The following is a 24,911-nucleotide window of genomic DNA, read 5'->3' on the forward strand; positions in this document are numbered from 1 at the left end:
TTGGAGACGAAGCAGTTCCATTTCCAGCTCGCGCCTACCTCATGTCAGACCATGGTGCGCCAGCTGTTTGCCAAATATGAGCTGGATTGCGCCAATGCGGGTATCACCTACACGCTGGACATGGCTAATTCGGAAGATGAAGAAATGCTGTTAACGGTTGATACGGATCGCATCGAGCAGGTGTATGCGAATATTATTTACAATGCCATTAAGTTTTCGGCCAAAGGCGGCTTCATTCATGTGCATGCGGACATCAAGGGCGATCCGCGCGAACTTGTGATCCGGGTTACCGACACAGGTGTAGGGATTAGTGAAGAAGATCTGCCGCACATTTTTGAAAGGTTCTACAAGGTTTCCAAATCACGCAGCACATCTGGCGGAAGCGGGCTTGGTCTTGCCATTGCCAAAGAGATTGTCCAATATCACGGGGGGCAGATCTGGGCTGAAAGCCGTCTAGGCAAAGGCTGCAGTATCTCGTTCTCGTTGCCTGTACACCGAATTTAATGAAAAGGGAGCTAAGATGCTTGCTGGCGCTTAGCTCCTTTGCTTTTGGGACAGCCTCTTAGGGACGAATCGTCACGCGGGTGTTAATAGGCACGAGTGAAGCCAGCTCAAGCACATCCTCGTTGTGCATTCGGATGCAGCCGTGAGAGGTGTGTTTGCCAATGGAGGAGGGGTCATTCGTGCCATGAATGCCATAATGCGGTCTGCTTAGTCCCATCCAGAAGACGCCGAAGGGTCCGCCGGGATTTGGCTGTTTATTGATAATCGTATACTCGCCTACGGGTGTTCGGGTTACCATCTTGCCGATCCCAACTGGGAAGCCGCGCACAACGCGATTGACATCAAGCAAATATAATTGGAAATCGGACAGGTCGATAATAATGCGGTAATTAGGCATGGGATATTCACCTCCGTCTATCTTATGTAGGTAGATGCGAAGCGAACAGGGCGCTTAACCTTTTTCGAAATTAAAACGGACTTGTGGTATACTGCTTTAGTTAGATATCAGAGATCAGTCATCCAAGGGAGCTACAATCATGCAATCTTTTTTACAATTCAATCCAACAAAATTATGGTTCGGCAAAGGTCAAATCGAGCAGCTAGCGCTGGAACTTGGCACTTCTGGCAAAAAGGTATTGCTCGTATTTGGCGGCGGAAGCATTAAGAACAATGGCGTTTACGAGGCTGTTAAGCAGCAGCTTGATCATATGCAAGCGGATGTGTATGAAATGTCAGGCGTCGAGCCGAACCCGCGGCTTACGACAGTGAAGAAGGGAATCGAACTGTGCCGAGAGCACGGTATTGAGCTTATTCTAGCTGTGGGTGGGGGTAGTGTGATCGACTGTGCCAAAGCGATTTCGGTAGGCGTTTATTATGAGGGAGATGTTTGGGACATTATTACGCGCAAGGCTGTCCCTGCTAAAGCGCTGCCGTTCGGAACGGTGCTGACATTGGCAGCTACGGGGTCCGAGATGAATAACATTTCAGTCATTACCCACTGGGAGAAAAATGAGAAACGCGGCTGGAGCAGTCCATTGGCCTATCCGGCTTTCTCCATTTTGGACCCGGAGTTTACCTATTCGGTACCATTGGACCAAACGGTATACGGCATTGTGGACATGATGTCTCATGTGCTTGAGCAGTATTTCCACCTCACTGAGAATACGCCAATGATGGATCGTTTCATGGAGTCGGTGCTCCTGACGGTCATAGAGGCTGCTCCTAAACTGCTTGAGAACCTGCACAGCTATGAGCATAGAGCAACAATCATGTATGCGGGAACTACAGCCTTTAACGGGCTTTTATCAAGCGGGACCGATGGTGGAGATTGGGCATCTCACCAGATCGAGCACGGCTTGTCCGCGGTCTATGATATTCCGCATGGCGGAGGTCTTGCCATTATTTATCCGAACTGGATGAGACACTGCGCAGAAGATGATCCATCACGGATGAAAAAGCTGGCAATGGCTGTTTTCGGCGTTGATCCCACTGATAAAACGGATCACGAAATTGCCTATGAAGGCATTGAGGCGCTGCGCCAATTCTGGAATTCGCTTGGCGCGCCGAATTGCTTGGCGGACTATGACATTACGGATGCCAGACTTGAGGAATTAGTCCATAAGTCCTTCATGAAGGAGCAAGTGGGTAGTTACAAAATCATGACGCGTGATACGGTCAGAGAAATTCTGACGCAATCGCTATGATGAAATATTATTTATTCGTGCTGGCTGGCGCGTGCAGCTTCGGATTGTTATCCACATTTGTCAAAAAAGCGTATGAATCGGGCTTCCATGTGGGGGAAGTGGTTGGCAGTCAGAATTTGTTTGGCGTGCTGATGATTTGGATATTGGTTCTCGTTACAGCCAAATCCAATCGAGGCGGCTCAGCCGAGACCAAGAAGTATAAAGTGGCACCGCGGCAAGCTTTGTCGCTCATGGCAGTTGGAACGACTTCCGGTTTAACGGGTATTTTTTATTACGCAGCTTTGCAGTATATCTCGGCTTCCTTTGCCATTATTCTTCTGTTTCAATTCACATGGATTGGTATTTTACTTGAGGCTATAACGGAGCGGAAACGTCCGGGGAAAGATAAAATATTCGCGCTCATCATCTTGTTTGTCGGAATTATTATGGCGAGCGGATATCTGAGTGGCGGTCAAGAAGCGCCATCATGGATTGGAATTAGTATGGGGCTTCTCTCTGCCCTGACTTATGCTTTATTCATTATGTTTAGCGGCAAAGTTTCTAGCGCGGTTGCGCCAATCACACGCAGCGCTATCATGCAGTCGGGATCGTTACTCCTGGTCATGCTGGTATATCCGCCACATTTTCTGTTTAATGGCTCTTTACATGAAGAACTTCTGCCTTGGGCGCTGCTGCTTGCTTTCTTCGGCGTCGTCATACCGCCGCTGTTTTTCGCGATTGGGGTTCCCAAGATTGGCGGTGGACTGGCCACCATTATGAGTGCGGCTGAATTGCCGACAGCGGTTATCATGTCCTTCGTTGTGCTTCATGAAACCGTTAATAGCTTACAGTGGATCGGTGTTATTATTACAATGGCTGGTATTGCTCTGCCAGAAATGATGAAGCTTCGGAAGCGGCGGAGTCATATGGGTGTGAATTAGAATCTGGTGAACTCTGCATCGTGAGGATGAGGGAGTTCACCTTTTTTATGCAGAAAGTTCACATGAAAAAGTATGAAAAGTTCATAGTTGTTCCAGATAATACAGTAGTAAAAATCCGTAAATTTCCTATACTGTAGAGGTAAGGGAGGTGATTGAAGATTAGTTTGTAAGCGCTTAATCTGAAATTCGATTAAAGCGGTATCAGTTGGGAGAAGGACTAATCAACCGAAAATTATCGATGAGAGGACGGATTTATTTGATGAAAAAACCTGGTTTGAGGTTGTTCAGTTTCATGATTGCAATGTTACTGAGTCTTCAAGTATGCGGTGTATTCCTTTTTGCTAAGGAAGCATCCGCGGCTGCTGTTACGGTGCAGAACGGGATTCAGTTCAAAGATACGAACGGCAATGTGATACACGCTCATGGTGGCGGGGTTATCAAGGTTGGCAGCTACTATTATTGGTTCGGAGAGAATCGCAATGCGGATGGAACCTTTAAGGCGGTATCTTGCTACCGTTCCAGCGATCTCAAGACATGGGAATTCCGCAGTGATATTTTAACCAAAAATTCAGCGACTGAACTCAATGTATCTAATATCGAAAGACCGAAAGTTATTTATAATAGTTCAACTGGCAAATTCGTGTTATGGATGCATTGGGAAAATGGCGTCGATTACGGGCAGGCTCGTACGGCTGTCGCTTCATCCAGTACCGTAGATGGCGCGTATACGTATCATGGCAGCTTCCGTCCGCTTGGGTACGATTCCCGCGATATGACGGTGTACAATGACAATGGAACAGCGTATTTAATTTCAGCGACAAGTGTGAATGCGGACATGAATATCTACAAGTTGACTCCCGATTTCCTTGGCGTGGATTCTTTGGTCAAAACGTTATGGGCAGGTCAATATCGAGAAGCGCCAGCCATGTTTAAGCGCGGCAGTGTATATTTCTTAGTGACCTCGGGAGCAACAGGCTGGGATCCGAATCAAGGCAAATATGCAACGGCAAGTTCTATTATGGGGACATGGAGTGGACTTAGCAATTTTGGGGATGGAACGACGTATGATTCCCAGAGCGCATATGTTCTTCCGGTTGAAGGATCCAGCTCAACGTCTTACTTATATATGGGCGACCGATGGGCGGGAGCTTGGAGCGGAAAAGTGATGGAGTCCCGCTATGTGTGGCTGCCGCTGCAATTCCCGTCGAGCACATCGCTTTCGATGAGCTGGGGAAGTAACGTAACCATTGATGCTAGTGCAGGAACGATTTCGGCTTCCTCGCCAGCCATTGATACGAATGCTTATTATATACTTGAAAACCGCAATGGCGGCAAAGCTTTGAATGTTCTGAATCAAGGTACGGCGGATGGAGATAATCTGGAGCAGTACATCGATAGCGGCTGGAATAGTCAGCAATGGAAATTTATAAGCGCCGGCAGCGGGTATTACAAAATCCAAAACCGTGGAAGCGGTAAGATTATCGGAGTAGAGAACGGTTCGACTGCAGACGGTGCTGTGATTGAGCAGTGGTCAGACGGCGGCTGGACCAGCCAGCATTGGCAAGTTATTGACAGTGGCGCTGGTAATTTCAAATTGAAAAATAGGGCTTCCGGGAAAATTATTGACATCTCCGGAGGCTCCAAAGCAAATGGCGGCGCAGCCATCCAGTACACGGACAATGGCGGCAAGAACCAGCAATGGCGGTTGTTAAAGGTTGAATAGATGAAAGCGGTTACCCCGTTTGTAGATCAATCTGCAGCGGGGTGATTTTCTATTCACCTTAGAAGTCAGAAAAGAACTAGAGGTCAGATGCATTTTCGTGTAAAGTTAGATGCGAGCACCCCAAATGTTGTCATTTTATATGAATCTAATGAAAAGGCGAGGTTGATGAGATTGAATTTGAAAACGGAACTTTTGGAACTGCATATGGTGGATATCTCAGGCTCAAAGTTTAATAAAGTGAAGGCGGAACAGCTCGTTTTTGATAATGTGAATCTTGCCAACACAAACTTCCATAATGTGAATATGAGTGAAATTGAACTTGATGATATTAATATGCAAAAATCAAAGATCACGAACATCAATCTTTCAAATACGCGCATCCAAAATGCCAATTTCAGCAACGTTCAGATGGAACATGTTCATCTTGTTTACACTTCATTCACGAAATGCAATCTGAAGAACACAAGGATAGAGAGTTGCGATTTGACAGATGCTGAGTTTACAGCTTGTGAAATCAAAGGCATGAGAATCAACGGCATTCTTGTTGAAGATTTACTCAAAAATTATTCAGCAAACCAATAAGTCATGAAAAGCAGGAGGCGCGAATGCCATTCTTACAGCGAATTACCTTGGACTGGTCCGAGCTGTCTGAAGCGGATCAAGAAGAGTTTCCTTTTAACATTAGGCCTATTCGAGAAATCAATGAGCTTAGGTTCCGCTCGAATGTCACCTTTTTTATCGGAAATAATGGTTCGGGGAAGTCTACGCTGCTGGAGGCGATCGGTGTCTCCTGCGGCTTTAGTGTGGTCGGAGGCAGAGATTTAACGATCAAGAAAGAAAAAGATAATGAATCACTATCGAATATCATGCGATTATCGTGGCTCCCCAAAGTCAGCCACGGACTCTTTTTCCGTGCAGAGACCTTTGATACGTTTGCCGGCTATATTGATGAACTTGCGAAGGATCCCTATATTGGATCTCAAGCTTATGCGCCATATGGTGGCAAATCCTTAAATGAGCAGTCGCATGGACAAGCATTTTTGACCTTTTTCCAGAACCGGTTAGGCCGCAAAGGCTTGTACTTACTGGATGAGCCGGAGTCGGCGCTTTCGCCGCAGAATCAATTAGCTTTCCTTAGCATGATTCGGGAGTTAGAGCAATCAGGTAACGCGCAGTTTATTATTGCGACGCATTCTCCGATCATCATGGCGTATCCAGGCGCGCAAATTTTGCAGTTTACTGAAACCGCCATCGAGCCAATCTCGTATGAAGATACGGATCATTTCAATTTAACGAGAGATTTCTTGAATCATCGGGAGCGGTATTTTCGGGCTCTATTCGATGAGGAGGAAGCGGAGGATTAATCATGTCTGTTTTTAAGAAAATGATGGCTAAAGTAGGAATTGGAAACATTGAAATCGATACGCAGTTCCATACGGAGGCCTTCATTCCTGGGGAACTAGTAGAGGGAGTCGTTGTTGCCAAAGGCGGTAGTGTAGAACAGAAAGTAGACAAAATCTATTTTCAAATCATGACCGAATACCTCAAGCCTGCACAGAACGATTCGAATCGGATGCATAGAGAAACAGTTGTTATTGCGAATATTCTGCTTGGGGAAAGCTTTGTGTTTGAACCGGGAGAATCGGTCGAAATTCCTTTTCATTTCGTGCTGCCGCATGAGACGCCTATTTCTATTGGCATAAGCCCGATCTGGATTCGCACGGGAATGGATGTGGACAATGCGGTTGATCCATCCGATCGTGATCCTATTGAGGTGTTGGCTCACCCGCACACGTCGGTTATCTTTGAAGCGCTGGAGGAACTCGGCTTTCATTTGCACAAAGCAGAGAACGAATATTATCCGCAGCGCAATTATCACCTGCCTTTTATTCAAAACTTTGAATTTGTCCCTTATCAAAATGGTGAATATCGCAGTACCGTTGAGGAGTTGGAACTTGTCTTTTACCCAGATGAAAACGGCGTTGAGGTCCTCCTGGAGTTTGATCGCAGAACGCGGGGCTTTGGCGGGCTTTTATCGGATATGCTGGATACGGATGAGTCCCATCACCGATATTATTTCAGCAATGTAGAGCTGGAAGAGGGCGTTGAATCCGTGGCGGATCAGTTCCGGGGCATTTTTGACGATTTGTTGGATGTATAACTAAACATAGCTTCGAAAAAACCTTCTATCCCTTATCACTCAAAGGGTAGAAGGTTTTTTCTTTATCCAAGCAGCCTATGTAAAATGCTGAAGACGCAGGTCTTGAGCAAGTCGTTTGAAAAAACGTTTAAAAAATAGGTACTCTTGCTTTGTTACCATCATTTGAATAAATAATGGCTTCTGACGTAAATAAGTCGACGCTTTCTATGGTTTTAATCAAGTTAATCATTGTTAATCTGTTGTTCTGTAAAGCATTCAGAAGTGCAGGGAGTAGTTTGTGGTCGGTACCAACAAAATTGACCAAAATGGATTTTTTGTTAAACAAGATGCTCATGCTCATTCATTCATCCCCTAAGAAGTATTTTAATATAGCCTATGAGTCACTCTTTGAAAAAATCTTGAAAAATGTGTTCGAATTGTGAATGTTTTTTCAAAGATTGTGATGGACAAGAGGCAACTTTGATAGCGTAACATGCCCAGCATAAGAAGTTAGTCGAAATCTAGTGTCAGAAAATGACTTTATTTGTAGAGTGGGTAGGATCGATTGGTGGGGAATGGCGAATCAACTTCGTGCAGGAAAGGAACTACAGGGCGTTATTTCCGCAAAAAGGTGAGAATTCAACGATGAGGGGGAACTAGGGGGCGCTATTTTGAGGCTTTTGTCAGAAAAGAAGCACATTCAGCGGGGGGTAAGACCCTGTAGTTCCGCTTGCAGCCAAAAGTGGCTGATTTCGGCGAAATAGAGGACCATAGTTCCCCTCGTGAGGGGGGGCTGGGGGCTGTGGATGGTGCGGTGGGAGGGATGAGCTAAGGAGACTATGCAGGCAAACTGCGCACAAAGGCTGCCCTCAAGGTTCATCTAAAGGGCAGCCTTTGTGGCTTATTTAATTACCGTATAAATCGACTTCCGTTATGGAATTCCACCCATTGCCGGACGAATTACCGTGACCGACGATGCGGATGTAACGGCCTGCCGTATCTGTAAAGTCGTAGGTTACTTGAGATAACGTCGTGCTGCTTACTTTATTCGTCAACACATTTGTCCAGTTCGTGTTGTCACTAGAAATTTGGACGTCAAAGGTTGTCGTGCGGATGTCGCCTTGATGGAAGGCGATCGAAGCATTGGAGATGGTTTTGCTGGCACCCAAATCGTATTTAATCCATTGACCGTCACCCTGTGAAGACCAGCGTGTGCTTAAGCTGTTGTCTAGCGTGTTCGTGGCGACATTCCCGTCGTTGCCGCTATCGCTAACGGTTGAGACAGTCAAGAGAGATGGCGTTGGCGTCCCGCCTGTGCAGGATGTATAAGTAGTAACCCCAGCTGTGTACATATTGCCTGCAGGGGTGCGGGTATTATTGCAGGCTTTCGCAGAACCTCCGTTAACCAGCACGACATTAGGGGTAGCATTATCTAAATTAGCCGTATTATTGTAAAAGTCATTGTTATAACCCCAACCTGGTGAACGTTCATGTACCTGGAAGGCGTCGACGATGATGGAGTTACCATTGCGGTTAACGATATTATTGCGAATGATAGAATTATTGCCTTTGACATCCATGAAGCTATCAGCCGCATTGGCACCGCTGATGCCTGTACCGTTGAAGGTGCTGTTCTCTACAATGGTGCCAGTTGTGCCTTCTTTGATGTCAACGGATTCAGCCGTGACGTTCGGCCCAATCGTTACATTCGTAATGCGATTGTTATTCGCTTCCTTGACGTAGGTTTCCCATTTGCCGACATCAGAACCGACGTAAAGCCCTTCGCCATAATCGGCGGTGACTTGTCCGGTATCATGCACACTGGAGTTTTGAATGACGTTGTTAGAGCTTCCATCGCGGTAATGAACGCCTTCTTCGCCAATATTGTAGACTTCGACACCATCAATCAAGCCGTTGTTGGCATTGTCAATCATGATGCCTTTCTTGGCACTGGTAATCTTTAGGTTTTTCACTTGGGTGTAATCGCCAGTCAGGTAAAGTGTGTAACCGCTGGACGTTCCTCCGCCATTGAGTATGGCTTTGTTGGTGGCGCTGGCGCTTTCAATCGTGATCGGGTTCGAGGCCGTGCCGTTCACACTGGACACAAAATTGCCTGTGTAGGTTCCTGCGGCAAGAATGATCCGGTCGCCGGGAGCGGCATTCGCCAATGCAGTTGACAGGCACGAGGCTGTACTGCAGTTAACGGTTGCTGCTCCAGCTTGCGCCGGCAGTGCGAACGCAGCTACGATCGTCGAAACGAGCAGCAGGCGGGAGGATCTCCTTCCAAAAACGGTTGATAGGTCAGTCGTCCTCATTGAAAAATAAGTCATTACCTCATACCACCTTCCCAAGTGTGTAATCGCTTACAAATTAAACGATATCATATGATTTCAACTATTTCAAACATTTTCGTACATAATAAATAGAAAAGAAACATCCGCGATAGAAATACACAACAAAAAAGAGGCCCTGTGGCCTCTCGCAGCGTGTTAAGCATGTGCTAGTTGTTTAATCTCAAGCTTGGTCGTGGTTAAATATGTAAGCTCCGGCGTCGCAAATCTTTCCGCTAACTGCCGAAGGCGCATATAAATTGTTCTTAATATCACGCAATCCATCTGAGTGATCAGACAGCGGTTTGCGATGAAATCGTGCATGCTTACTTTGATCAGATCGTCGCTGCTGCGCAAATCGGTTATCTTTTGCTTAGTAGGATGGCCGAAATGGACGACATATTGCGTTTGGAGTATAGCATTGTGAAACAATTCGACACATCGTTTTGATACGTGTACTTGTCTTTTTGCGCCGAAGGCATCCGTGACAGTGAGCAGCTGCTTTTTGGCGTCTAAGGAGCTCTTTTTCAAATAAACAATTTCGTGGGCCTCAATGCCCTCGACCAGCAGGCGGATAATAATCGCATCTTGCGGATTTGTACAGTCAACCTCAATGTGTTCAATTTTCTCAAGTGTAAGAATACGAAATCAACTTCCCTTCCCAAGTAAAAATGATTTTCTGTAAAAGTTTCATGCGGCTTTCAGTAACAAGCAACTATATAAACTATGCAGGTGCGGGGAAGATTTATGCCGGATTACAAAAAATATAAATTTTCAGAAAATAAGCAGGGAATGTCGTCTGCATGAAGAATTTGGTTGTTAACTTTATGAATAAAGTTGTGAGGGGGTTGTCAAGGTGGCGAATGAAGAGACGGATTTGAAAAAGGTATTAGGGTTAAAAGACGCGATTGGCATTGCCATTGGTCAAATCATTGGAGCAGGCATCATGTCCATTACAGGGATTGCCATTGGATTAACGGGGACTGGGGTGCCGCTCGCTTTCCTGCTTTCCTCGATTTTTATGCTCATTATTACGATTCCGCTTGCGGTGTTAGGTTCTGTGCTGCCCACAACTGGCGGTATGTACACCTACACGAGCCGGATGCTGTCTCCGAATGCGGGGTTTGTTTATCTGCTCTTATTCACCTTCGGTCACTTGACCATTGCGGTGTATGCGATCTCATTCGCTCAATATTTACAAGGGCTTATGCCGGAGACGCCCATTATGTTAGTCGCCTTCATCACTCTCACATTTTTCTATCTCATTAATTTGTTCGGCGTGAAATTTATGTCATCGTTGGGTAAATGGTTGGTCGTGATCAAACTGCTTTCGCTGCTTGTCTTCATTGTGTGGGGAGTCTCGGAAGTAGACTACTCGGTGTTTCATAGGGCAGAGATGATGCCAGGTGGTTGGACGGGGCTGCTAACGGCTGTAGGGATGACCTCCTTCGCTTCCGGCGGCGCTTATGCGGTTGTTGAAATGGGAGGGGAGATGAAACGTCCTCATCGGGACATTCCGCTTGCGATTCTGATTAGCAGTGGTATTGTTGCTCTGTTGTACATTGGTATTGGCATTGTAGCGACTGGTGTGTTACCAGTTAGCGAGGTTGCGGGAGAGTCCCTTGCAGATGTGGCCAAAACGATACTGCCAAATCCATTGTTTTTGTTCTTTATCATTGGTGGAGCTATGTTCGCGTTAGCTTCAACGTTGAACGTGACATTCTCTTGGGTGACGAGGGGAATGCTTGTTGCCTGCCGGGACGGTTGGCTTCCTGCAGCATTTGGCGCCGTCAATCGCAAGTTCGGTACGCCGCACTGGCTGCTGACGTTCTACTACATTCTCGGCGTCATACCGATCGTTACAGGCGTATCCTTAACGACGATTTCTCAGCTTGGGGTCGGTATCTTGCTCTTTTCCAGCATATTCCCCGTCCTCTCGGCAGTTCAACTGCCACGCAAACATCCGGAACTTTACCGTAAAGCTCCATTTACAATGAAGCCAACGCTGCTATATATCATTGTCTCCGTAGCTGTTATTTTAATTATGTACCAGAGCTATCTGCTGCTAAGCCGGTTGTCAGCTCCCTTGATTATTGGAAATGTCGTGTTGTTCGCAGCTTCCATCCTATATGTGAAGATTGTTGGCAGACGAAGGATCGATCGATTAGAGATTAATTTAACGCAATAATAGCTTTTAATTCTTTGGCGAATTCTCTGGATGCGATGGATTGATGCCGATTTTTTAATCGGATCGAGCAGAAGGTGACATCCATGTCTTCTCCGGTGATTTCTAGGGCAATGGTATTGCCCGTAAGAATATAGGGGTCATATTTTAATCCGAGTTCTGTATAAAAGCCAATTGCAATGCCCTCGGCGATCACGCGCTTTGCCGCTTCCGAGTTTCCGAGTTTGAATAAAATGTTCGGTTCCCCGTATTTTCTGAGCTTTTCAATTAAGTACTCGGAATTGAGCAGGATAGGTTGATTCGCCAGTTCCTCCACGGAGATGCTTTTCCGGTGAGCGAATGGCGAATTTTTGCCTACACAGGCCATAACCCGGTTATCCATTAGCTTTTCTACCGTTAATTGTTTATTGTTCTCTTCATGCTCCTTTGACGAAGCAATTAAACCCATGTCGACGTTGCCGGAAAGAACCTCTTGTTTGATCTGTTGATAATCAAGCTCCAGCATTTCAAGCTCAACCTCAGGGTGTTTTCCTTTGAAAACCGCTAGCGCCCCAGGGAGTACGCTTAAGCACAGGCTGGGTACGGACGCAATGGAGAGGAGCCCGGAGAGCTCTTTGTCATGATGACTGACAGACTCCCGGAGCTCCTCTACTTTGCTTATAATTTCTTCTGCTTTTCTTATGATCAGCTTGCCTTCTTCGGTAGGAGCGGCGCCAAAACGTGAGCGGTTAAAAAGCTTAACGCCAAGTTCCTCTTCTAGAGAGACGATGGCTTGTGAAATATTCGGTTGGGAAACATGCAGCTTCTCAGCTGCAAGGGAAATAGATCCTGTTTGGTTGATCTCGATCATATACAGCAGTTGTTCAATACGCATAATTCACCCTTCCCCAGTAGGATATATAGGAGTAAATATATCCCATACAGCAAGGGAAGGCAATGATAGTGAAGGCCTATTTTAATAGGAAGGGACCTCAGCGTTCAGTTTGCTGCTCTCGCGGATTTGCGCGTTAAAAACGAAGCGGGAAAGCACGACGCTGATTTCATATAAAGCAAACAAGGGCACAGCAACCATCAAGTGTGAAATGAGGTCAGGCGGCGAAATGAGGCTGGCCGTGATGACGAGCACGAGATAGGCGTACCGGCGAAATTTGTGCAGCAGCTTCGGATTGAGCAGCTTGATTCGCGTCAGGAACATCACAACGATAGGCAATTCGAAAGCGATGGATAAGGGGAGCACGATATTCAGCATAAAGCCGAAATATTGAGCGACACCATAGGTTTGGGTCAAACCAAGATTTTCGGTAATACGAACTGTGAATGTCATACACATCGGGAAAACGACGAAGTAGGCAAAGGAAAGGCCGATGATAAAGCAAAGGAATGTATAAGGGATATAGCGAAGTGTTGCGCTTTGTTCTTCCTTGGTAAGACCTTCTTTCACGAATCCCCATAGTTGAAAAAGGATAAAAGGCAGCGTAATCGTAAGCGAAATTACGAAGGCGATCATCATATAGATGCGAATGCCATCCATGGGAGAGAACACATGCCAACTCATATCAGAAGCCGGTGGTGTTTCTTTGAAGTAGAGGAGAATTTTCTGAGCTGCGAAAAAGCCGCCAATCATCGTAAGAACAAGAACGACCAAAATACGAATAATGCGGGTTCGGAGTTCGGATAAATGGTCAACCAGTGACATCATTTCTTTTAGTTGCATAGAAGGCGCCTCCAACTCTCAGTTTGCCTTACGAACCTGCCAGCATGCGCTTGAGCTCAACGGTGTGGAAGCCGTCTGACATTTTCGTATGAATGTCCATAATCAATTGAATATCCTCGAACGAGTATTTGCGAACGCCACCTTTACTCCTCTCCGGAAAAATAAGCTTCCGATCTTCGTAGTAGCGAATTTGTCTTTCTGATAATCCTGTTAATTCACTGACCACTCCTATTTGTATCACTTTCTTTTGCGTCATCTTCGTAATCATCGTTATCCAACCTCCATTATGTAAGTTAAACTAACATGTAAGTGACGTAAATATAAGTAAACTCTATCACCTCGGAAAAAACAGATCAAATAACCTGTTTTTATCCTAGTATAAGTTTAATTTATGTAATGTTATCTTACACAAACTAATGACGAAACCATTTTCCGTTGGTATGTTTAATGTGCGGTTTATCCAAACACGAACGAGGAGATGGGAGCATGGAGAAGACACCGATCAAAGAAGATCAAATTACACGTAGACAATTTTTAACTACAGTCGGAAAAGTAGGAGGGTCAGCCGCACTTTTCAGTGTAATGGGTACATTAGGTTTGTTATCCCCAGAGACAATGAAAGCAGCCGACTATACGCCACCTTCTGGCTGGGATCTCACATCTACAAATCGCAATGGCAAGAAAGTTATCATTTTAGGCGGAGGGATTGCAGGTTTAACAGCTGCCTATGAACTAGGAAATGCGGGGTATCAATGCACCATTCTAGAAGCTAGAGCTCGTGCGGGTGGTAGAGCATGGTCGGTTCGCAGAGGAACGACGGTCACGGAAATTGGCGGCAGCAAGCAAGTTGCCCGCTTTGATAATGGCATGTATTTTAACGCAGGGCCAATGCGGATTCCGCAATTTCATGTGACTTTGGATTATGCCCGCAAATTTGGCGTAGCGCTTGAGCCTTTTAACAATGTGAACGAAAGCGGCTACTATTACAATGAAAATGTTGGCGAACTATCTGGTGTGAAAATTCCGAAGCGTCAAGCCAAAGCAGATGTGAGAGGTTATGTAGCCGAAATGCTGGCCAAAGCCGTGAATCAGAAGGCGCTGGATCTCCCGCTGACAACAGAAGAAAAAGCGAAGCTTGTCGCGTACTTGAAATCCGAAGGGGATCTTAATGCGGATCTGTTCTATAAAGGTTCGGAGCGGGCCGGATACACCGAGGAACCAGGCGGTAAATTCGACTCAGGCGTCCGAAAAGATCCTTTTAGCTTAAAGGCCATCATTAATTCCGGTTTTGGACAATATTTTAGCAGCGAATATTCCTACGATCAGCAAATGATGATGTTCCACCCGGTTGGCGGGATGGATATGATTGCCAAAGCTTTTGAAAAGCGTGTCAGCGACAAAATTGTGTTCCATTCCGAAGTGCAAGAAATTAAACAATCATCCGATGGCGTAACCATTCTGTATAAAGATTTGAACACGGGTGCTGGCAAAGAGATTTCTGGAGACTTCTGTATCTGTACCATTCCGCTCCCTGTTCTCAAAGATATTAAGGCTGATTTCTCGGCTGAAATGAGGACCGCAATTTCCAAGATCGCTTACGCATCTGCAGGTAAAATCGGTCTTCAATTCAAACGCCGCTTCTGGGAGGAAGATGAGTTCATCTACGGCGGAAGCTCGCTGACGAATATGGATATTTCCAGCATCTATTATCCGCCTACCGAATATTTTGCCAAAAAAGGGCTGCTGCTCGGCTACTACGCCTTCGGCGGCAATGCGGATAAACTTGGTAAAATGACACCTGCCCAACGTGAAGACCATGCTTTAAACCAAGGCGCCAAAATTCATCCGCAATATCACAAAGAGTTCGAAGCCTCGTTCTCCATCGACTGGAAGAGGATCAAATATAATCTGGGTGGATGGGCTTCGTATACGGCGGATGACCGTAAAACCTACTATCCGACTTTGTGTAAGCCAGACGGCCGCATTTATTTGGCAGGGGAGCACATCAGTTATATTACCGCTTGGCAAGCAGGGGCTATCGAGTCTGCGAGAAAAGTGGTCACCGAGATTCATGAGCGCGTCATGAAAGAGTAGACAAAGGGGAGCGATGAACGATGATCTTAACTAAAAAAGTGAAAACAATTGCAGCTGCCACCATAGGTTCATGCCTCATTTGCGTTAGCGCTTATGCAGCGGGAGCTGAAAAGACGAATAAATACGCAGCTGAACCCATTAATGAAGTCGAGTTCTACGGCAATCCGAGCTCCTCGATTTCTGCGGGTGTATCCGTCCCGGCCGGTTCTTCCTATTTATTTACAAGCGGTACGGTACCGCCGGTAATTAATAAAGACGGCAAAACCATCTATGAGCGTTATGGGGATACCAAAACGCAAGGTATCGGTATTTTGAAGGAAATTGAGAAGCAATTGAAGGAGAAAGGCTTAACGCTTGCCGATGTCGCCTATCTGCGTGTTTATGTAACGGCTGATGCCGCCAAAGACAATAAGTTTGATTATCAGGGCTGGTTTGATGCTTATGCCCAATTCTTCGGCACAGAAGCCAATCCTGTTAAACCGGCGCGTTCCACGGTTGGCGTTGCAGGTCTCGTAAGCTCTGATTGGCTGATCGAAATCGAAGCGGTAGCGGTATATCCGAAGCATCATAACCAAGACTAATGAAACGGAGTTGATGATCTATGCTGCAAAATATTGGGTTTCCAGGTCTCATGTTAATCTTAGTTGTTGTTCTGGTGCTATTCGGGCCTTCCAAACTTCCCGAGCTTGGACGCGCCGTTGGCCGTACGCTGCATGAATTTAAGAGTTCTGCCAGGGAACTTGTTTCTGAAGGCAAAGAAACAGCTGATCATATCGAGAGCGATGATAAACTGCTTGATAAAGCAAAGGCTTAACTTACAGTACGACTAAACGATAAGGTTAAACGATGCGGATAAACGAAACCTGCACTTGATCTCCTCACTTTCGAGGAGAACAAGTGCAGGTTTTTTTGCCTATAACAATAACACCGTGAATTTGGATAGCTCGGCGGGCTATGTGGTGTATGCGACAAGCGCTGCAACTGGGACGACTGCACAGAATGACACCCGTACGGGTTGAGGTAATTTGTATAACTCCAATGTGAATGAATAATTGATTGTGTGGGAAGAAGCCCTTGTCTGGGGCTTCTTTTTGTTGGAGGGAGGGGATTAAAACGTAAGGGTTATGGGCATGCATGAGAATGAATGCGCTCACTTCATCCCTTTTGCATATCGACAATGTGAGGTTTGTATGGGATTATGTAGGATAGTGATTGGAAGATGTGGTGGCAGCTGTGATGAGTACTGCACGTGGAATCGCACTAGTGACAGGCGCATCCAGCGGATTCGGCTTATTAACGTCACTTGCATTGGCTCAAAAAAGGTATCAAGTCATCGCGGCGATGCGGGACTTGAGCAGAAGCGAATCTTTGCTGCTGCAAGCTGAAAAGGCAGGTGTTAGCTCATCTATCGACACCATACACTTAGATGTAACGATTCAGACATCGATTGAACAGGCTATTTCTGCTATCATGAAGAAGTATGGACGAATCGATGTGTTGATTAACAATGCCGGCTTCGCTGTTGGCGTATGCGGAAGATGTTCCGACGGAAGCAGCGCCATATTGGCAGCGGCTCAACAGGGGTGCTGGCGTATTCGCGGAAAGTGTCCACGACTGCACCCGATCCTCAGGAAGTCGCAGATACTATCGCGCGGCTGGTGGACTAGCAGGGAGCTAAGCCTCGCTATCCGCTTGGTCGCGGTGTGCAGACGGGACTGTGGGCAAGAAGTTTTTTGCCATGGAAACGGTACGAGGGGCTATTAAATCGATTGTTGAAATGACAGGGAGTCCAGAACGCAGAAAACCAAGGAGTGAAATGAATGTCTCGCAAGTGGGAACGAATGGTCAGTAAAAATGCTAAGAAAATAAATAAGGATAGGTCCAAAAGAGGGGTTGCCCCTATATCTACAGACCCTGATCGGGCTGAAGTATTTAAGGGTAGAAGTATTCTGTTAGCTTTGTTTTTCGTTCTGATTTCCGTCTTTCTATTGTTGACCTTGACTAAAACAAGCGGGGATACCATGTATTGGTATACAACCTGCGCGTACTTGGTTGTAGGTTTGTTCGTTTATTTCATTCGCCGGCCTTATCTCAAGGTGAGTAAGACGAGCCTCTCGAAGCGTGGTTTCGCCAGAGAGCTAATGCTCAGCGCGGATAACATTAACGAGATCGTGTATGCGCCTGGGCAAGTGGTTATTCATCTGAAAGGCAAGTCCCCACGCTGGGTTTACAACAGAACATTGAATCGTTTTGATGTTGCGGCAATGGCGGGCAGATTGAAGAAATTTGCTGAGCACAATCAAGTTGCATTTGTAGATAAAACGGTATAGACATGAAAAAGAAGCTATCCCAAAGTCGAAAGACCAAGGGATAGCTTCTAATTTGGGGGATAGGCTCTTCCAATTAAAGGGAAAACCTAGATTACATATATTTAACGCCGATTACTCCTGCTATTTTTAATAATTAACCTACTTATACCTAATTAACTGGCATTTCTACCGCTAATTTCACCGAATCTGGCAGATTTCGCCGATCTACCATCGATATAGATGGAGTTTCTACCGCTATTTCATTCTTTGCCACAGTGCAGAGCAGAATAACGGTAGTTTTTCCGTCCTACTTCTACTAAGGTTGGTTAAAAAGAAGCTATCCCAAAGTCATTGAATGACCGAGGGGAGCTTCTTTTTTTGAATTTAGGGGACAGCCTCATTCGTGTTTAATCATACGTATCCTCGTCAACTCGGAGGACATTATCCATGATCAACTCGGCTTCTGTCTCGAAATTGAGGTGGAGCGGCTCGGGGAGGATGTCCAGGATGTCCTGCACCATCTCTAAATTCATCAGATCATCAATGGATTGCGGCCGTGGATCTAACCCATGGACCCATTCACGGAAAGCATCGATGAATAGGTAAAAAGAGGACTGGAATTGGTCCGCGACCGCTTCCTGCTCATCGTTTCGCGAGGCTGACATGGCGTTCCAGTTGTCGATGGTTGTTAGCAGGGCTTGTTTAACGTTTGGATTCATGTGATCTCCTTTGATAACATGGTGATTTTGCTGCGCGTGCGGCGCAAGGCACTGCAACGATATATTACATCGTTGCGGAGCGCGCAGCGGATCGTGCGCGCGCGTAACGATGTTTCTCATCGTACCAGATGCCTTATGTCAAAGCTTGCGTAGACGAGCGAATGAGCAGCTCGGAAGGCAGAATCATCTTCCGATGCTCCAGCGTTGCTTCGCCTTCAATGCGCTCAATGAGCAGCTGCATACCCAGCGCGCCGAATTGGTAGGCAGGCTGCGAAGCTACGGTCAAGAAAGGATTTAAGGCGTCAGTGTGGCCAAAATCATCGAAGCAAACGACCGAGAGATCGCTGGGAACCTGCAGGCCGCGTTTTCTCAAGGCTTGAATGGCACCGATTGCCAGCATGTTGTTAGCTGCAAAAATCGCGGTAGGCGGATTCTCGTGATGGATCAGCGCATCAAGCGCAGATTCATCTTGGAAATCCCGATAGTTTCGATGAATCACAAGCGAATCCTCTACAGCGAGCCCGCTGAGCAGATGCGCTTCGCGGTATCCTGTATACCTTAGACGAGCGGTAGAGACATCCGGGGAACCGTTAATCATAGCGATACGGCGATGCCCGAGCTCGATCAAGTGCTCTACGAGCTTTCTTGCGCCTTCCTTGCTGTCCCCAAGTACGAGATCCGCTTCAATACCCGGGATTTCACGGTCGAGCACGACGAAGGGGATATTGTGTTTTTGCAGCTGCAGCAAGTTCTCGAGCGAATGATCCCCAGTCGGCGCGAACAGCACGCCATCCACGCGAGTGGACAGCATCATATCGACATAGCCTTTTTCCTTGGCGTAGTCCTCATCGCTATTCGCGAATAGCAGCCGGTATCCGGCTCGTAAAGCGGCATCTTCAGACCCGCGGGCCAGTGTCGTATAGAACGGGTTCGTAATATCCGTTATGAGCAGTGACAGGATTTTAGTCTTTTGAAGTACGAGGCTGCGAGCCATCGAGTTCGGAATATAGTGGAGCTCTTCCATAACTTTCTTCACGCGCTTACGCGTGGCCTCGCTGATGCGGCCTGTGTTATTGATAACTCGGGAAACGGTCATGGCCGAAACACCGGCTTTTTCAGCGATATCATAAATTGTAATCAAATAGCGTCACCTTTTCATTCATGTATTTGTCTATTGTATAGAAATTAAAGATTGACAGCAAGGCTTAAAGTTGATAATTTTGAGTTATCGATAACACACATTTTCAGAGGAGGACTTGAATATGCTAAAAGGAATACCTCCCATTCTGTCGCCTGAGTTATTGAAGGTGCTGATGGAGATGGGCCATGGCGATGAAATTATTTTAGCGGATGGAAATTTTCCCGCAGCAAGTCATACGAATCGTCTGCTTCGCTGCGACGGCCATGGCGTCCCGGAATTATTGGAAGCGGTTTTATCGTTGTTTCCGCTGGATACTTACAGTGAACAGCCGGTAGCTTTAATGGCTGTTGTCCCGGGTGATAAAGTAGAAACGCCGATCTGGGGCGTGTACGAAGCAATCATTCAAAAGCATATGAATCCAGAGATTGAGTATGTAGAACGCTTTGCCTATTATGAAAGAGCTAAGAAAGCCTATGCCATTGTAGCAACAAGCGAAAATGCTCTATACGCCAATGTAATTTTGAAAAAAGGTGTCATTAGCTCGTAATTTAAATTATCGATAACTCTAAATTTAACGTGTGTCTGGACTGCATAAATCGAAATCACCTAATACTGAGGAGGATAACAAAATGGCAAACAGTAACCACAGATGGAACCAGGAATTCCCTAAGATCGGGATCAGACCAACGATTGACGGCAGAAGAAAAGGGGTTCGCGAATCCCTTGAAGAGCAAACGATGAACATGGCCAAAGCGGTAGCCGCACTATTGAGCGAAACTTTGAAATATCCGAATGGCGAGCCTGTGGAGTGTGTCATTGCTGACACTTGCATTGGCGGGGTGGCTGAAGCAGCGGCAGCAGCAAGCAAATTCACGAAATCCGGTGTAGGCGTGTCCATTACGGTTACTCCTTGTTGGTGTTACGGAACAGAAACGATGGATATGGACCCATCCACGCCGAAAGCGATTTGGGGCTTTAACGGTACAGAGCGTCCTGGCGCGGTTTATTTGGCGGCTGTTTTGTCTGGTCATGCGCAAAAAGGGATTCCTGCCTTCGGCATTTACGGGAAAGATGTGCAGGATGCCGGTACGACCGATATTCCTCAGGACGTTCAGGATAAATTGATTCGTTTCTCTAAGGCTGGCCTTGCAGCCGCTTACATGAAAGGCAAATCGTATTTGTCGATTGGCTCCGTTTCTATGGGGATTGCGGGTTCAATCGTGAACGAGGAGCTATTCCAGAATTACCTGGGCATGCGCAATGAATATGTTGATATGTCGGAGCTAGTTCGACGCATTGACGAGGAAATTTTCGATCCGGAAGAGTACCAACTGGCGCTAAACTGGGTCAAAGAGAATTGCGCAGAAGGACCGGATAAAAATCCAGCTGCCATCCAAACAACCCGTGAAAAAAAAGATCAAGATTGGGAGACTGTCGTGAAAATGTCCCTGATTGTCAGGGATTTAATGATAGGTAATCCGCGTCTGAACGATCTTGAATTTGGTGAAGAAGCGCTTGGTCACAACGCGATCCTTTCCGGTTTCCAAGGTCAACGCCACTGGACAGATCACTTCCCGAACGGCGACTTCATGGAAGCCATCTTGAACTCGTCCTTTGACTGGAACGGCAAACGCGCGCCTTATTTGGTTGCTACTGAAAACGACAGCTTGAACGGGGTTGCGATGCTGTTCGGCAACCTGTTGACGAATACGGCGCAAATTTTTGCAGACGTAAGAACATATTGGAGTCCAGATGCCGTTAAACGGGTAACGGGGCACACATTAAGCGGCGCAGCAAAAGACGGCATTCTTCACTTAATCAACTCAGGACCTGCTGCACTCGACGGTACGGGTGAGATGACACGTGATGGTCAGCCTGTAATTAAGCCTTATTGGGAAATCACGGATGAAGAAGTGGGCAAATGTCTAAAAGCGACATCCTGGCGCCCGGCTTCCGTCGAATATTTCCGTGGTGGCGGGTACTCGACAGACTTCCTTACGAAAGGCGGAATGCCAGTAACGATGTCACGAATCAACCTTGTGAAGGGCTTAGGACCTGTCCTGCAATTGGCTGAAGGTTACTCGGTGGATCTGCCTGAGGATGTTCACAAGACGTTAGATGATCGCACGGATTCAACGTGGCCGACGACTTGGTTTGCTCCTATTTTGACAGGTGAAGGGTCATTCACAGATGTGTACTCGGTTATGGATAACTGGGGTTCGAACCACGGCTCGATCAGCTATGGTCATATTGGCGCAGATTTGATTACATTGGCGGCGATTTTGAGAATTCCGGTTTCCATGCATAATGTGGCCAAAGAGCAAGTGTTCCGTCCGCGCGTTTGGAGCAATTTCGGAACGTCCGATCCTGAAGGTGCAGATTTCAGAGCTTGCGGCTCCTTCGGTCCTTTATACAAGTAAGAGGAATTGAGGTGGCACCTTGTGAGCACGAACCATTTGAATATGTTGGCCGTCGATTTCGGGGCTAGCAGCGGTAGAACGATGCTGGGGCGGTGGAACGGCTCGAAGCTTACAGTTGAAGAAATTCACCGCTTTGCCAATGATCCTGTTGAGCTCAGCGGTAGATTATATTGGGATTTTCTCAGGCTTTTTCATGAGTTGAAAAAAGGCATTCATGCCTTTAAACAGCAGTCACCCGGCAGCCCAGCGTCTATTGCCGTTGACACATGGGGAGTCGACTATGGCTTCGTTGATGGCAAAGGAAAGCTGCTTGGCAATCCGTATCACTATAGGGAAGCTCGCAATGCAGAGGCCATGGAGGCTATGCTGCAGCATACTCCCCCGCAGGATTTGTACAGCAGATCAGGCATTCAGCCCTTATCTTTTAATACGATTTTTCAGCTTTATGCGGAGAAAAATGAGCAGGGATTAGCGCTGCCAGAGGATGTTCGCTTGCTGCTTATGCCGGATTTATTCCGTTTCTATTTATCCGGCATCCGTTCAACCGAGTACACGATCGCCAGCACAACGGGTCTGCTTGATTCGGCAGCAAGGGATTGGGATAGGAACTTGCTGCACACGCTAGGTATCCCGGCTAGCCTGTTCACAGACATCGTGATGCCTGGAACGAAGGAAGGGAACCTGCGCCAAGAAATCGCAGATGAGCTCCAAATCGGCGGCATGTCTGTCGTAGCGACAGCTTCGCATGACACGGCTTCTGCCGTCGTTTCTATCCCTTCGTTGGAGAAGGATTATGCATTCATTTCGTGCGGCACTTGGTCGCTCATGGGCGTAGAAATCGATCAACCGATTCTAACTGAAGAAAGTCTCGGTTATGGTTTTACGAACGAAGGCGGCGCTGAACACAAAATTCGCATGCTGAAAAATATTATGGGCCTTTGGCTGCTGCAAGAATGCAAAAGGCAGTGGGAGCTGGAGGGAGAATTCCTCAGCTTCGCTCAGATGCAGGAGATGGCGAAGGCGGAGCCAGGACTTCACAGCTATGTCGATGCGCAGGATCCGGTATTTCTGGCTCCGGGCAACATGCCCAATCGGATTCGCCGTTATTGCGCGCAATCCGGCCAATCCGTACCGCAAACCAAAGCGGAGCTTATTCGCTGTGTAGTGGACAGTTTGGCGATGAAATTCAAACAAACGTTAGACGAAATTGAAGAGCTGCTAGGCAAAAAGCTGCAAACGATTCATATGGTGGGAGGCGGAATTCAAAACCACCTGCTTTGCCAGCTGACCGCGAGTGCGACTGGCCGTCCGGTCATTGCGGGGCCTGTTGAAGCGACTGCCATCGGCAATATGATGATGCAGGTCAAAGCGCATGGCGAGGTGGATTCGCTCGATCAGATCCGCCAAGCCGTAAGGGATTCCTTTCCGCCAGACCGTTATGAGTCTCGAGATGAGTCACAGTGGCAGGAAGCTTATCAAACGTTCAGGCAAGTCATTGCCAAGAAATCTGTAAGGAGCTGAAGATGCGATGTCGGAGCAACATGTAAGAAAAGAATTAACGAAATATGCACGAAAAAGTGTAGCCAAAGGCCTCGTCGTAGGTCCAGGCGGTAATATCAGCGCGAGATTCGAGGATACGATGTATCTTTCCCCGAGCGGTTTTGCGCTTGAAGATATTGCGCCGGATCAGTGGGTACCGGTTGATATCCCTTCGGGCACCATTTTAGATAAAACATATCGTCCATCATCTGAAGTTCTCATGCACTTATTCTGCTATCGCGTGAACCCGAACATGGCGGCAATTGTGCATACGCACCCAGCCTACTGTATCGCCTTAACACTTGTGGATGATGAGCTGCCGATGCTGTTCCCTGACCAAGCTGCGTTAGTCGGCGATGTGGCCTTCGTACCTTACGTTGTGCCAACAACGGATAAACTGGCCAACCTCGTAGCTGAAAAGGCCGATCGTTACAGCTCGATTTTGTTGAAAAATCATGGGCTCGTCACCACCGGCAAAAACCTGCGTGAAGCCTACTATCGCACCGAAGTAATGGAAGAAAGCGCAAAAATTTATCTCATCGCCAAATCGGTCGGCACGCCTAGAAGGCTGACGGAGGAAGAGTACAAAGAAATTCAAGGCTTGGAAAGCGAAGCTTACCGCGTAAATTTATTGCAGCAAATGAAATAAAGGTTAACCTGTAACCCGTTCTCATCGGCATCCGATGGGGACGGGTTTTTATGTGTTGGTTTGTTCTGGTTGCTTTGGTGGGTCGGAGGTTGCCTTGGTGAAGTGATGGCTACTTTGGTTAAGTGATGGTTGCTTTGGTAGAGTGATGCTTGCTTTGGTAGAGTGATGCTTGCTTTGGTGGAGTGACGGATACTTTGTTAATGTGTTGTGGTTGTAGTGGCGGCTACAAGCCCAACTCATTGGACGTTTTCCAATGGAAACCCAATTACAGGTGCTATTTCGTCCTTTTCGTTGGACAAAATCCAACCAACAGACGATTTTGGCTTGTTTTAGCCTCACTTTTGCCGATCGCGTTGGATTTCATCCAACGAAACGAAGAAAACACGCATCAAAAAGCAGTTCTCGTTGGAAAACATCCAACGGGAACTGGAGGCAAGGTGTTGAACATCGGAAGTAGGGTGTAAGTGTGAAGACTTAGAAGCAGCAGTCAACACTAAGTAGAACAAAAAGGGAATGGATATGGGGTGGAAAAGCGTAGCGCCCGTATTTGAAATCGTGTTCCAACCATAAAAACCAATTTATATGAAACACGATTTCAAGAAACGGTTGGAACCCCATATTCAATTCCCTCCCCACACTCAAACGTTGAAGGTATAGTCATTCACTCTTTGTGTTAGTCATTCACTCTGAAGGTTTCATCACTCACTCTATGTGTTCAGTCTTTCAAATTGTGGGTCACACAGTTACATCCGACACAATAATCGTAATAAAAACCATAGGAAAGCCAATTGTTGTACAATAAAATGAAGGGAATGCATGAA

26 protein-coding genes are annotated in these 24,911 nt (G+C 46.7%); 18 read left to right on the forward strand and 8 right to left on the reverse strand.

The window, feature by feature from the left end:
* Positions 1-504 (forward strand): sensor histidine kinase, encoded by a 504-nt coding sequence (locus AC58UW_RS20140; protein WP_497422500.1) that lies wholly within the window; start codon positions 1-3, stop codon positions 502-504.
* Between the two features lie 58 nt (positions 505-562).
* On the opposite strand, the gene AC58UW_RS20145 is transcribed toward AC58UW_RS20140, so the two are convergent.
* Positions 563-901, reverse strand: a complete 339-nt coding sequence (locus tag AC58UW_RS20145; protein WP_497422396.1) for a L,D-transpeptidase — start codon at positions 899-901, stop codon at positions 563-565.
* 139 nt (positions 902-1,040) lie between these two features.
* Here AC58UW_RS20145 and AC58UW_RS20150 point away from each other — a divergent pair, with 139 nt between their 5' ends.
* The 7 genes from AC58UW_RS20150 (at position 1,041) to AC58UW_RS20180 (ending at position 7,650) form a co-directional block, all read left to right on the forward strand.
* On the forward strand, positions 1,041-2,207 hold the full coding sequence (locus AC58UW_RS20150) for an iron-containing alcohol dehydrogenase (protein WP_497422397.1): 1,167 nt from the start codon (positions 1,041-1,043) through the stop codon (positions 2,205-2,207).
* The gene (locus AC58UW_RS20155; RefSeq protein ID WP_497422398.1) at positions 2,207-3,127 is read left to right on the forward strand and encodes an EamA family transporter; all 921 of its coding nucleotides are present in this window, start codon (positions 2,207-2,209) and stop codon (positions 3,125-3,127) included. Before AC58UW_RS20150 ends, AC58UW_RS20155 begins: the two co-directional genes overlap by 1 nt.
* A 259-nt stretch (positions 3,128-3,386) precedes the next feature.
* On the forward strand, positions 3,387-4,850 hold the full coding sequence (locus tag AC58UW_RS20160; RefSeq protein WP_497422399.1) for an RICIN domain-containing protein: 1,464 nt from the start codon (positions 3,387-3,389) through the stop codon (positions 4,848-4,850).
* A 177-nt stretch (positions 4,851-5,027) separates the two neighbouring features.
* Positions 5,028-5,432, forward strand: a complete 405-nt coding sequence (locus tag AC58UW_RS20165) for a pentapeptide repeat-containing protein (RefSeq protein WP_497422400.1) — start codon at positions 5,028-5,030, stop codon at positions 5,430-5,432.
* A 23-nt stretch (positions 5,433-5,455) separates the two neighbouring features.
* On the forward strand, positions 5,456-6,214 hold the full coding sequence (locus tag AC58UW_RS20170) for an AAA family ATPase (RefSeq protein WP_497422401.1): 759 nt from the start codon (positions 5,456-5,458) through the stop codon (positions 6,212-6,214).
* A 2-nt stretch (positions 6,215-6,216) separates the two neighbouring features.
* Positions 6,217-7,011, forward strand: a complete 795-nt coding sequence (locus tag AC58UW_RS20175; RefSeq protein ID WP_497422402.1) for a sporulation protein — start codon at positions 6,217-6,219, stop codon at positions 7,009-7,011.
* A gap of 513 nt (positions 7,012-7,524) precedes the next feature.
* On the forward strand, positions 7,525-7,650 hold the full coding sequence (locus tag AC58UW_RS20180; RefSeq protein WP_497422403.1) for a hypothetical protein: 126 nt from the start codon (positions 7,525-7,527) through the stop codon (positions 7,648-7,650).
* A 245-nt stretch (positions 7,651-7,895) separates the two neighbouring features.
* On the opposite strand, the gene AC58UW_RS20185 is transcribed toward AC58UW_RS20180, so the two are convergent.
* Together AC58UW_RS20185 and AC58UW_RS20190 are read right to left on the reverse strand one after the other, a co-directional pair.
* Complete coding sequence (locus AC58UW_RS20185; RefSeq protein ID WP_497422404.1) at positions 7,896-9,320, reverse strand: discoidin domain-containing protein; 1,425 nt, start codon at positions 9,318-9,320, stop codon at positions 7,896-7,898.
* 159 nt (positions 9,321-9,479) lie between these two features.
* On the reverse strand, positions 9,480-9,962 hold the full coding sequence (locus tag AC58UW_RS20190; protein WP_497422501.1) for a phage lytic cycle repressor MrpR family protein: 483 nt from the start codon (positions 9,960-9,962) through the stop codon (positions 9,480-9,482).
* Positions 9,963-10,176: 214 nt separating this feature from the next.
* On the opposite strand from AC58UW_RS20190, the gene AC58UW_RS20195 reads away from it, so the two are divergent.
* Positions 10,177-11,508 (forward strand): APC family permease, encoded by a 1,332-nt coding sequence (locus AC58UW_RS20195; protein WP_497422405.1) that lies wholly within the window; start codon positions 10,177-10,179, stop codon positions 11,506-11,508.
* Here AC58UW_RS20195 and AC58UW_RS20200 read toward each other — a convergent pair.
* From AC58UW_RS20200 to AC58UW_RS20210, 3 genes are all read right to left on the reverse strand, one after another.
* Complete coding sequence (locus AC58UW_RS20200) at positions 11,492-12,379, reverse strand: LysR family transcriptional regulator (protein WP_497422406.1); 888 nt, start codon at positions 12,377-12,379, stop codon at positions 11,492-11,494. The two genes, AC58UW_RS20195 and AC58UW_RS20200, sit on opposite strands and share 17 nt — an antisense overlap.
* An 81-nt stretch (positions 12,380-12,460) precedes the next feature.
* Positions 12,461-13,219: a twin-arginine translocase subunit TatC gene (gene tatC / locus AC58UW_RS20205; protein WP_497422407.1), complete on the reverse strand. Its 759-nt coding sequence runs from the start codon at positions 13,217-13,219 to the stop codon at positions 12,461-12,463.
* A 28-nt stretch (positions 13,220-13,247) separates the two neighbouring features.
* The gene (locus AC58UW_RS20210) at positions 13,248-13,475 is read right to left on the reverse strand and encodes a MerR family transcriptional regulator (RefSeq protein WP_145657875.1); all 228 of its coding nucleotides are present in this window, start codon (positions 13,473-13,475) and stop codon (positions 13,248-13,250) included.
* 230 nt (positions 13,476-13,705) lie between these two features.
* Here AC58UW_RS20210 and AC58UW_RS20215 point away from each other — a divergent pair, with 230 nt between their 5' ends.
* The 5 genes from AC58UW_RS20215 (at position 13,706) to AC58UW_RS20235 (ending at position 17,643) form a co-directional block, all read left to right on the forward strand.
* A complete protein-coding gene (locus AC58UW_RS20215; protein ID WP_497422408.1) occupies positions 13,706-15,313 on the forward strand; it encodes a flavin monoamine oxidase family protein in 1,608 nt (535 codons plus the stop codon).
* A 20-nt stretch (positions 15,314-15,333) separates the two neighbouring features.
* Positions 15,334-15,894 (forward strand): RidA family protein, encoded by a 561-nt coding sequence (locus AC58UW_RS20220; protein WP_497422409.1) that lies wholly within the window; start codon positions 15,334-15,336, stop codon positions 15,892-15,894.
* Between the two features lie 20 nt (positions 15,895-15,914).
* Positions 15,915-16,127 carry a twin-arginine translocase TatA/TatE family subunit gene (gene tatA, locus AC58UW_RS20225; RefSeq protein ID WP_497422410.1) on the forward strand — a complete coding sequence of 71 codons (213 nt, stop codon included), beginning with the start codon at positions 15,915-15,917 and terminating at the stop codon, positions 16,125-16,127.
* A gap of 422 nt (positions 16,128-16,549) precedes the next feature.
* A complete protein-coding gene (locus AC58UW_RS20230; protein ID WP_497422411.1) occupies positions 16,550-17,077 on the forward strand; it encodes an SDR family NAD(P)-dependent oxidoreductase in 528 nt (175 codons plus the stop codon).
* A 56-nt stretch (positions 17,078-17,133) separates the two neighbouring features.
* Positions 17,134-17,643: a hypothetical protein gene (locus tag AC58UW_RS20235; protein ID WP_497422412.1), complete on the forward strand. Its 510-nt coding sequence runs from the start codon at positions 17,134-17,136 to the stop codon at positions 17,641-17,643.
* A 386-nt stretch (positions 17,644-18,029) separates the two neighbouring features.
* On the opposite strand, the gene AC58UW_RS20240 is transcribed toward AC58UW_RS20235, so the two are convergent.
* Complete coding sequence (locus tag AC58UW_RS20240; protein WP_497422413.1) at positions 18,030-18,341, reverse strand: hypothetical protein; 312 nt, start codon at positions 18,339-18,341, stop codon at positions 18,030-18,032.
* Positions 18,342-18,474: 133 nt separating this feature from the next.
* Positions 18,475-19,482 (reverse strand): LacI family DNA-binding transcriptional regulator, encoded by a 1,008-nt coding sequence (locus tag AC58UW_RS20245; RefSeq protein WP_497422414.1) that lies wholly within the window; start codon positions 19,480-19,482, stop codon positions 18,475-18,477.
* A gap of 121 nt (positions 19,483-19,603) precedes the next feature.
* Between AC58UW_RS20245 and fucU the strand changes: the two genes are divergently transcribed.
* The 4 genes from fucU (at position 19,604) to AC58UW_RS20265 (ending at position 24,090) form a co-directional block, all read left to right on the forward strand.
* The gene (gene fucU, locus AC58UW_RS20250; RefSeq protein WP_497422415.1) at positions 19,604-20,029 is read left to right on the forward strand and encodes an L-fucose mutarotase; all 426 of its coding nucleotides are present in this window, start codon (positions 19,604-19,606) and stop codon (positions 20,027-20,029) included.
* Positions 20,030-20,111: 82 nt separating this feature from the next.
* Positions 20,112-21,902: an L-fucose isomerase gene (locus tag AC58UW_RS20255; RefSeq protein ID WP_497422416.1), complete on the forward strand. Its 1,791-nt coding sequence runs from the start codon at positions 20,112-20,114 to the stop codon at positions 21,900-21,902.
* Positions 21,903-21,923: 21 nt separating this feature from the next.
* Positions 21,924-23,423 (forward strand): rhamnulokinase, encoded by a 1,500-nt coding sequence (locus tag AC58UW_RS20260; RefSeq protein WP_497422417.1) that lies wholly within the window; start codon positions 21,924-21,926, stop codon positions 23,421-23,423.
* Between the two features lie 7 nt (positions 23,424-23,430).
* Complete coding sequence (locus AC58UW_RS20265) at positions 23,431-24,090, forward strand: class II aldolase/adducin family protein (protein WP_497422418.1); 660 nt, start codon at positions 23,431-23,433, stop codon at positions 24,088-24,090.
* The last annotated feature ends 821 nt before the right edge of the window (positions 24,091-24,911 follow it).

This window comes from Paenibacillus sp. J22R160, from assembly GCF_059692135.1.

Excerpts from the sequence above, each read along its gene's own strand:
- AC58UW_RS20145 (WP_497422396.1), bottom strand. The coding sequence starts at position 901 with ATGCCTAATTACCGCATTATTATCGACCTGTCCGATTTCCAATTATAT.
- AC58UW_RS20150 (WP_497422397.1), top strand. The coding sequence starts at position 1,041 with ATGCAATCTTTTTTACAATTCAATCCAACAAAATTATGGTTCGGCAAA.
- AC58UW_RS20155 (WP_497422398.1), top strand. The coding sequence starts at position 2,207 with ATGAAATATTATTTATTCGTGCTGGCTGGCGCGTGCAGCTTCGGATTG.
- AC58UW_RS20160 (WP_497422399.1), top strand. The coding sequence starts at position 3,387 with ATGAAAAAACCTGGTTTGAGGTTGTTCAGTTTCATGATTGCAATGTTA.
- AC58UW_RS20170 (WP_497422401.1), top strand. The coding sequence starts at position 5,456 with ATGCCATTCTTACAGCGAATTACCTTGGACTGGTCCGAGCTGTCTGAA.
- AC58UW_RS20175 (WP_497422402.1), top strand. The coding sequence starts at position 6,217 with ATGTCTGTTTTTAAGAAAATGATGGCTAAAGTAGGAATTGGAAACATT.
- AC58UW_RS20180 (WP_497422403.1), top strand. The coding sequence starts at position 7,525 with ATGACTTTATTTGTAGAGTGGGTAGGATCGATTGGTGGGGAATGGCGA.
- AC58UW_RS20185 (WP_497422404.1), bottom strand. The coding sequence starts at position 9,320 with ATGACTTATTTTTCAATGAGGACGACTGACCTATCAACCGTTTTTGGA.
- AC58UW_RS20200 (WP_497422406.1), bottom strand. The coding sequence starts at position 12,379 with ATGCGTATTGAACAACTGCTGTATATGATCGAGATCAACCAAACAGGA.
- tatC (WP_497422407.1), bottom strand. The coding sequence starts at position 13,219 with ATGCAACTAAAAGAAATGATGTCACTGGTTGACCATTTATCCGAACTC.
- AC58UW_RS20210 (WP_145657875.1), bottom strand. The coding sequence starts at position 13,475 with ATGACGCAAAAGAAAGTGATACAAATAGGAGTGGTCAGTGAATTAACA.
- AC58UW_RS20215 (WP_497422408.1), top strand. The coding sequence starts at position 13,706 with ATGGAGAAGACACCGATCAAAGAAGATCAAATTACACGTAGACAATTT.
- AC58UW_RS20220 (WP_497422409.1), top strand. The coding sequence starts at position 15,334 with ATGATCTTAACTAAAAAAGTGAAAACAATTGCAGCTGCCACCATAGGT.
- tatA (WP_497422410.1), top strand. The coding sequence starts at position 15,915 with ATGCTGCAAAATATTGGGTTTCCAGGTCTCATGTTAATCTTAGTTGTT.
- AC58UW_RS20230 (WP_497422411.1), top strand. The coding sequence starts at position 16,550 with ATGAGTACTGCACGTGGAATCGCACTAGTGACAGGCGCATCCAGCGGA.
- AC58UW_RS20235 (WP_497422412.1), top strand. The coding sequence starts at position 17,134 with ATGTCTCGCAAGTGGGAACGAATGGTCAGTAAAAATGCTAAGAAAATA.
- AC58UW_RS20240 (WP_497422413.1), bottom strand. The coding sequence starts at position 18,341 with ATGAATCCAAACGTTAAACAAGCCCTGCTAACAACCATCGACAACTGG.
- fucU (WP_497422415.1), top strand. The coding sequence starts at position 19,604 with ATGCTAAAAGGAATACCTCCCATTCTGTCGCCTGAGTTATTGAAGGTG.
- AC58UW_RS20255 (WP_497422416.1), top strand. The coding sequence starts at position 20,112 with ATGGCAAACAGTAACCACAGATGGAACCAGGAATTCCCTAAGATCGGG.
- AC58UW_RS20265 (WP_497422418.1), top strand. The coding sequence starts at position 23,431 with ATGTCGGAGCAACATGTAAGAAAAGAATTAACGAAATATGCACGAAAA.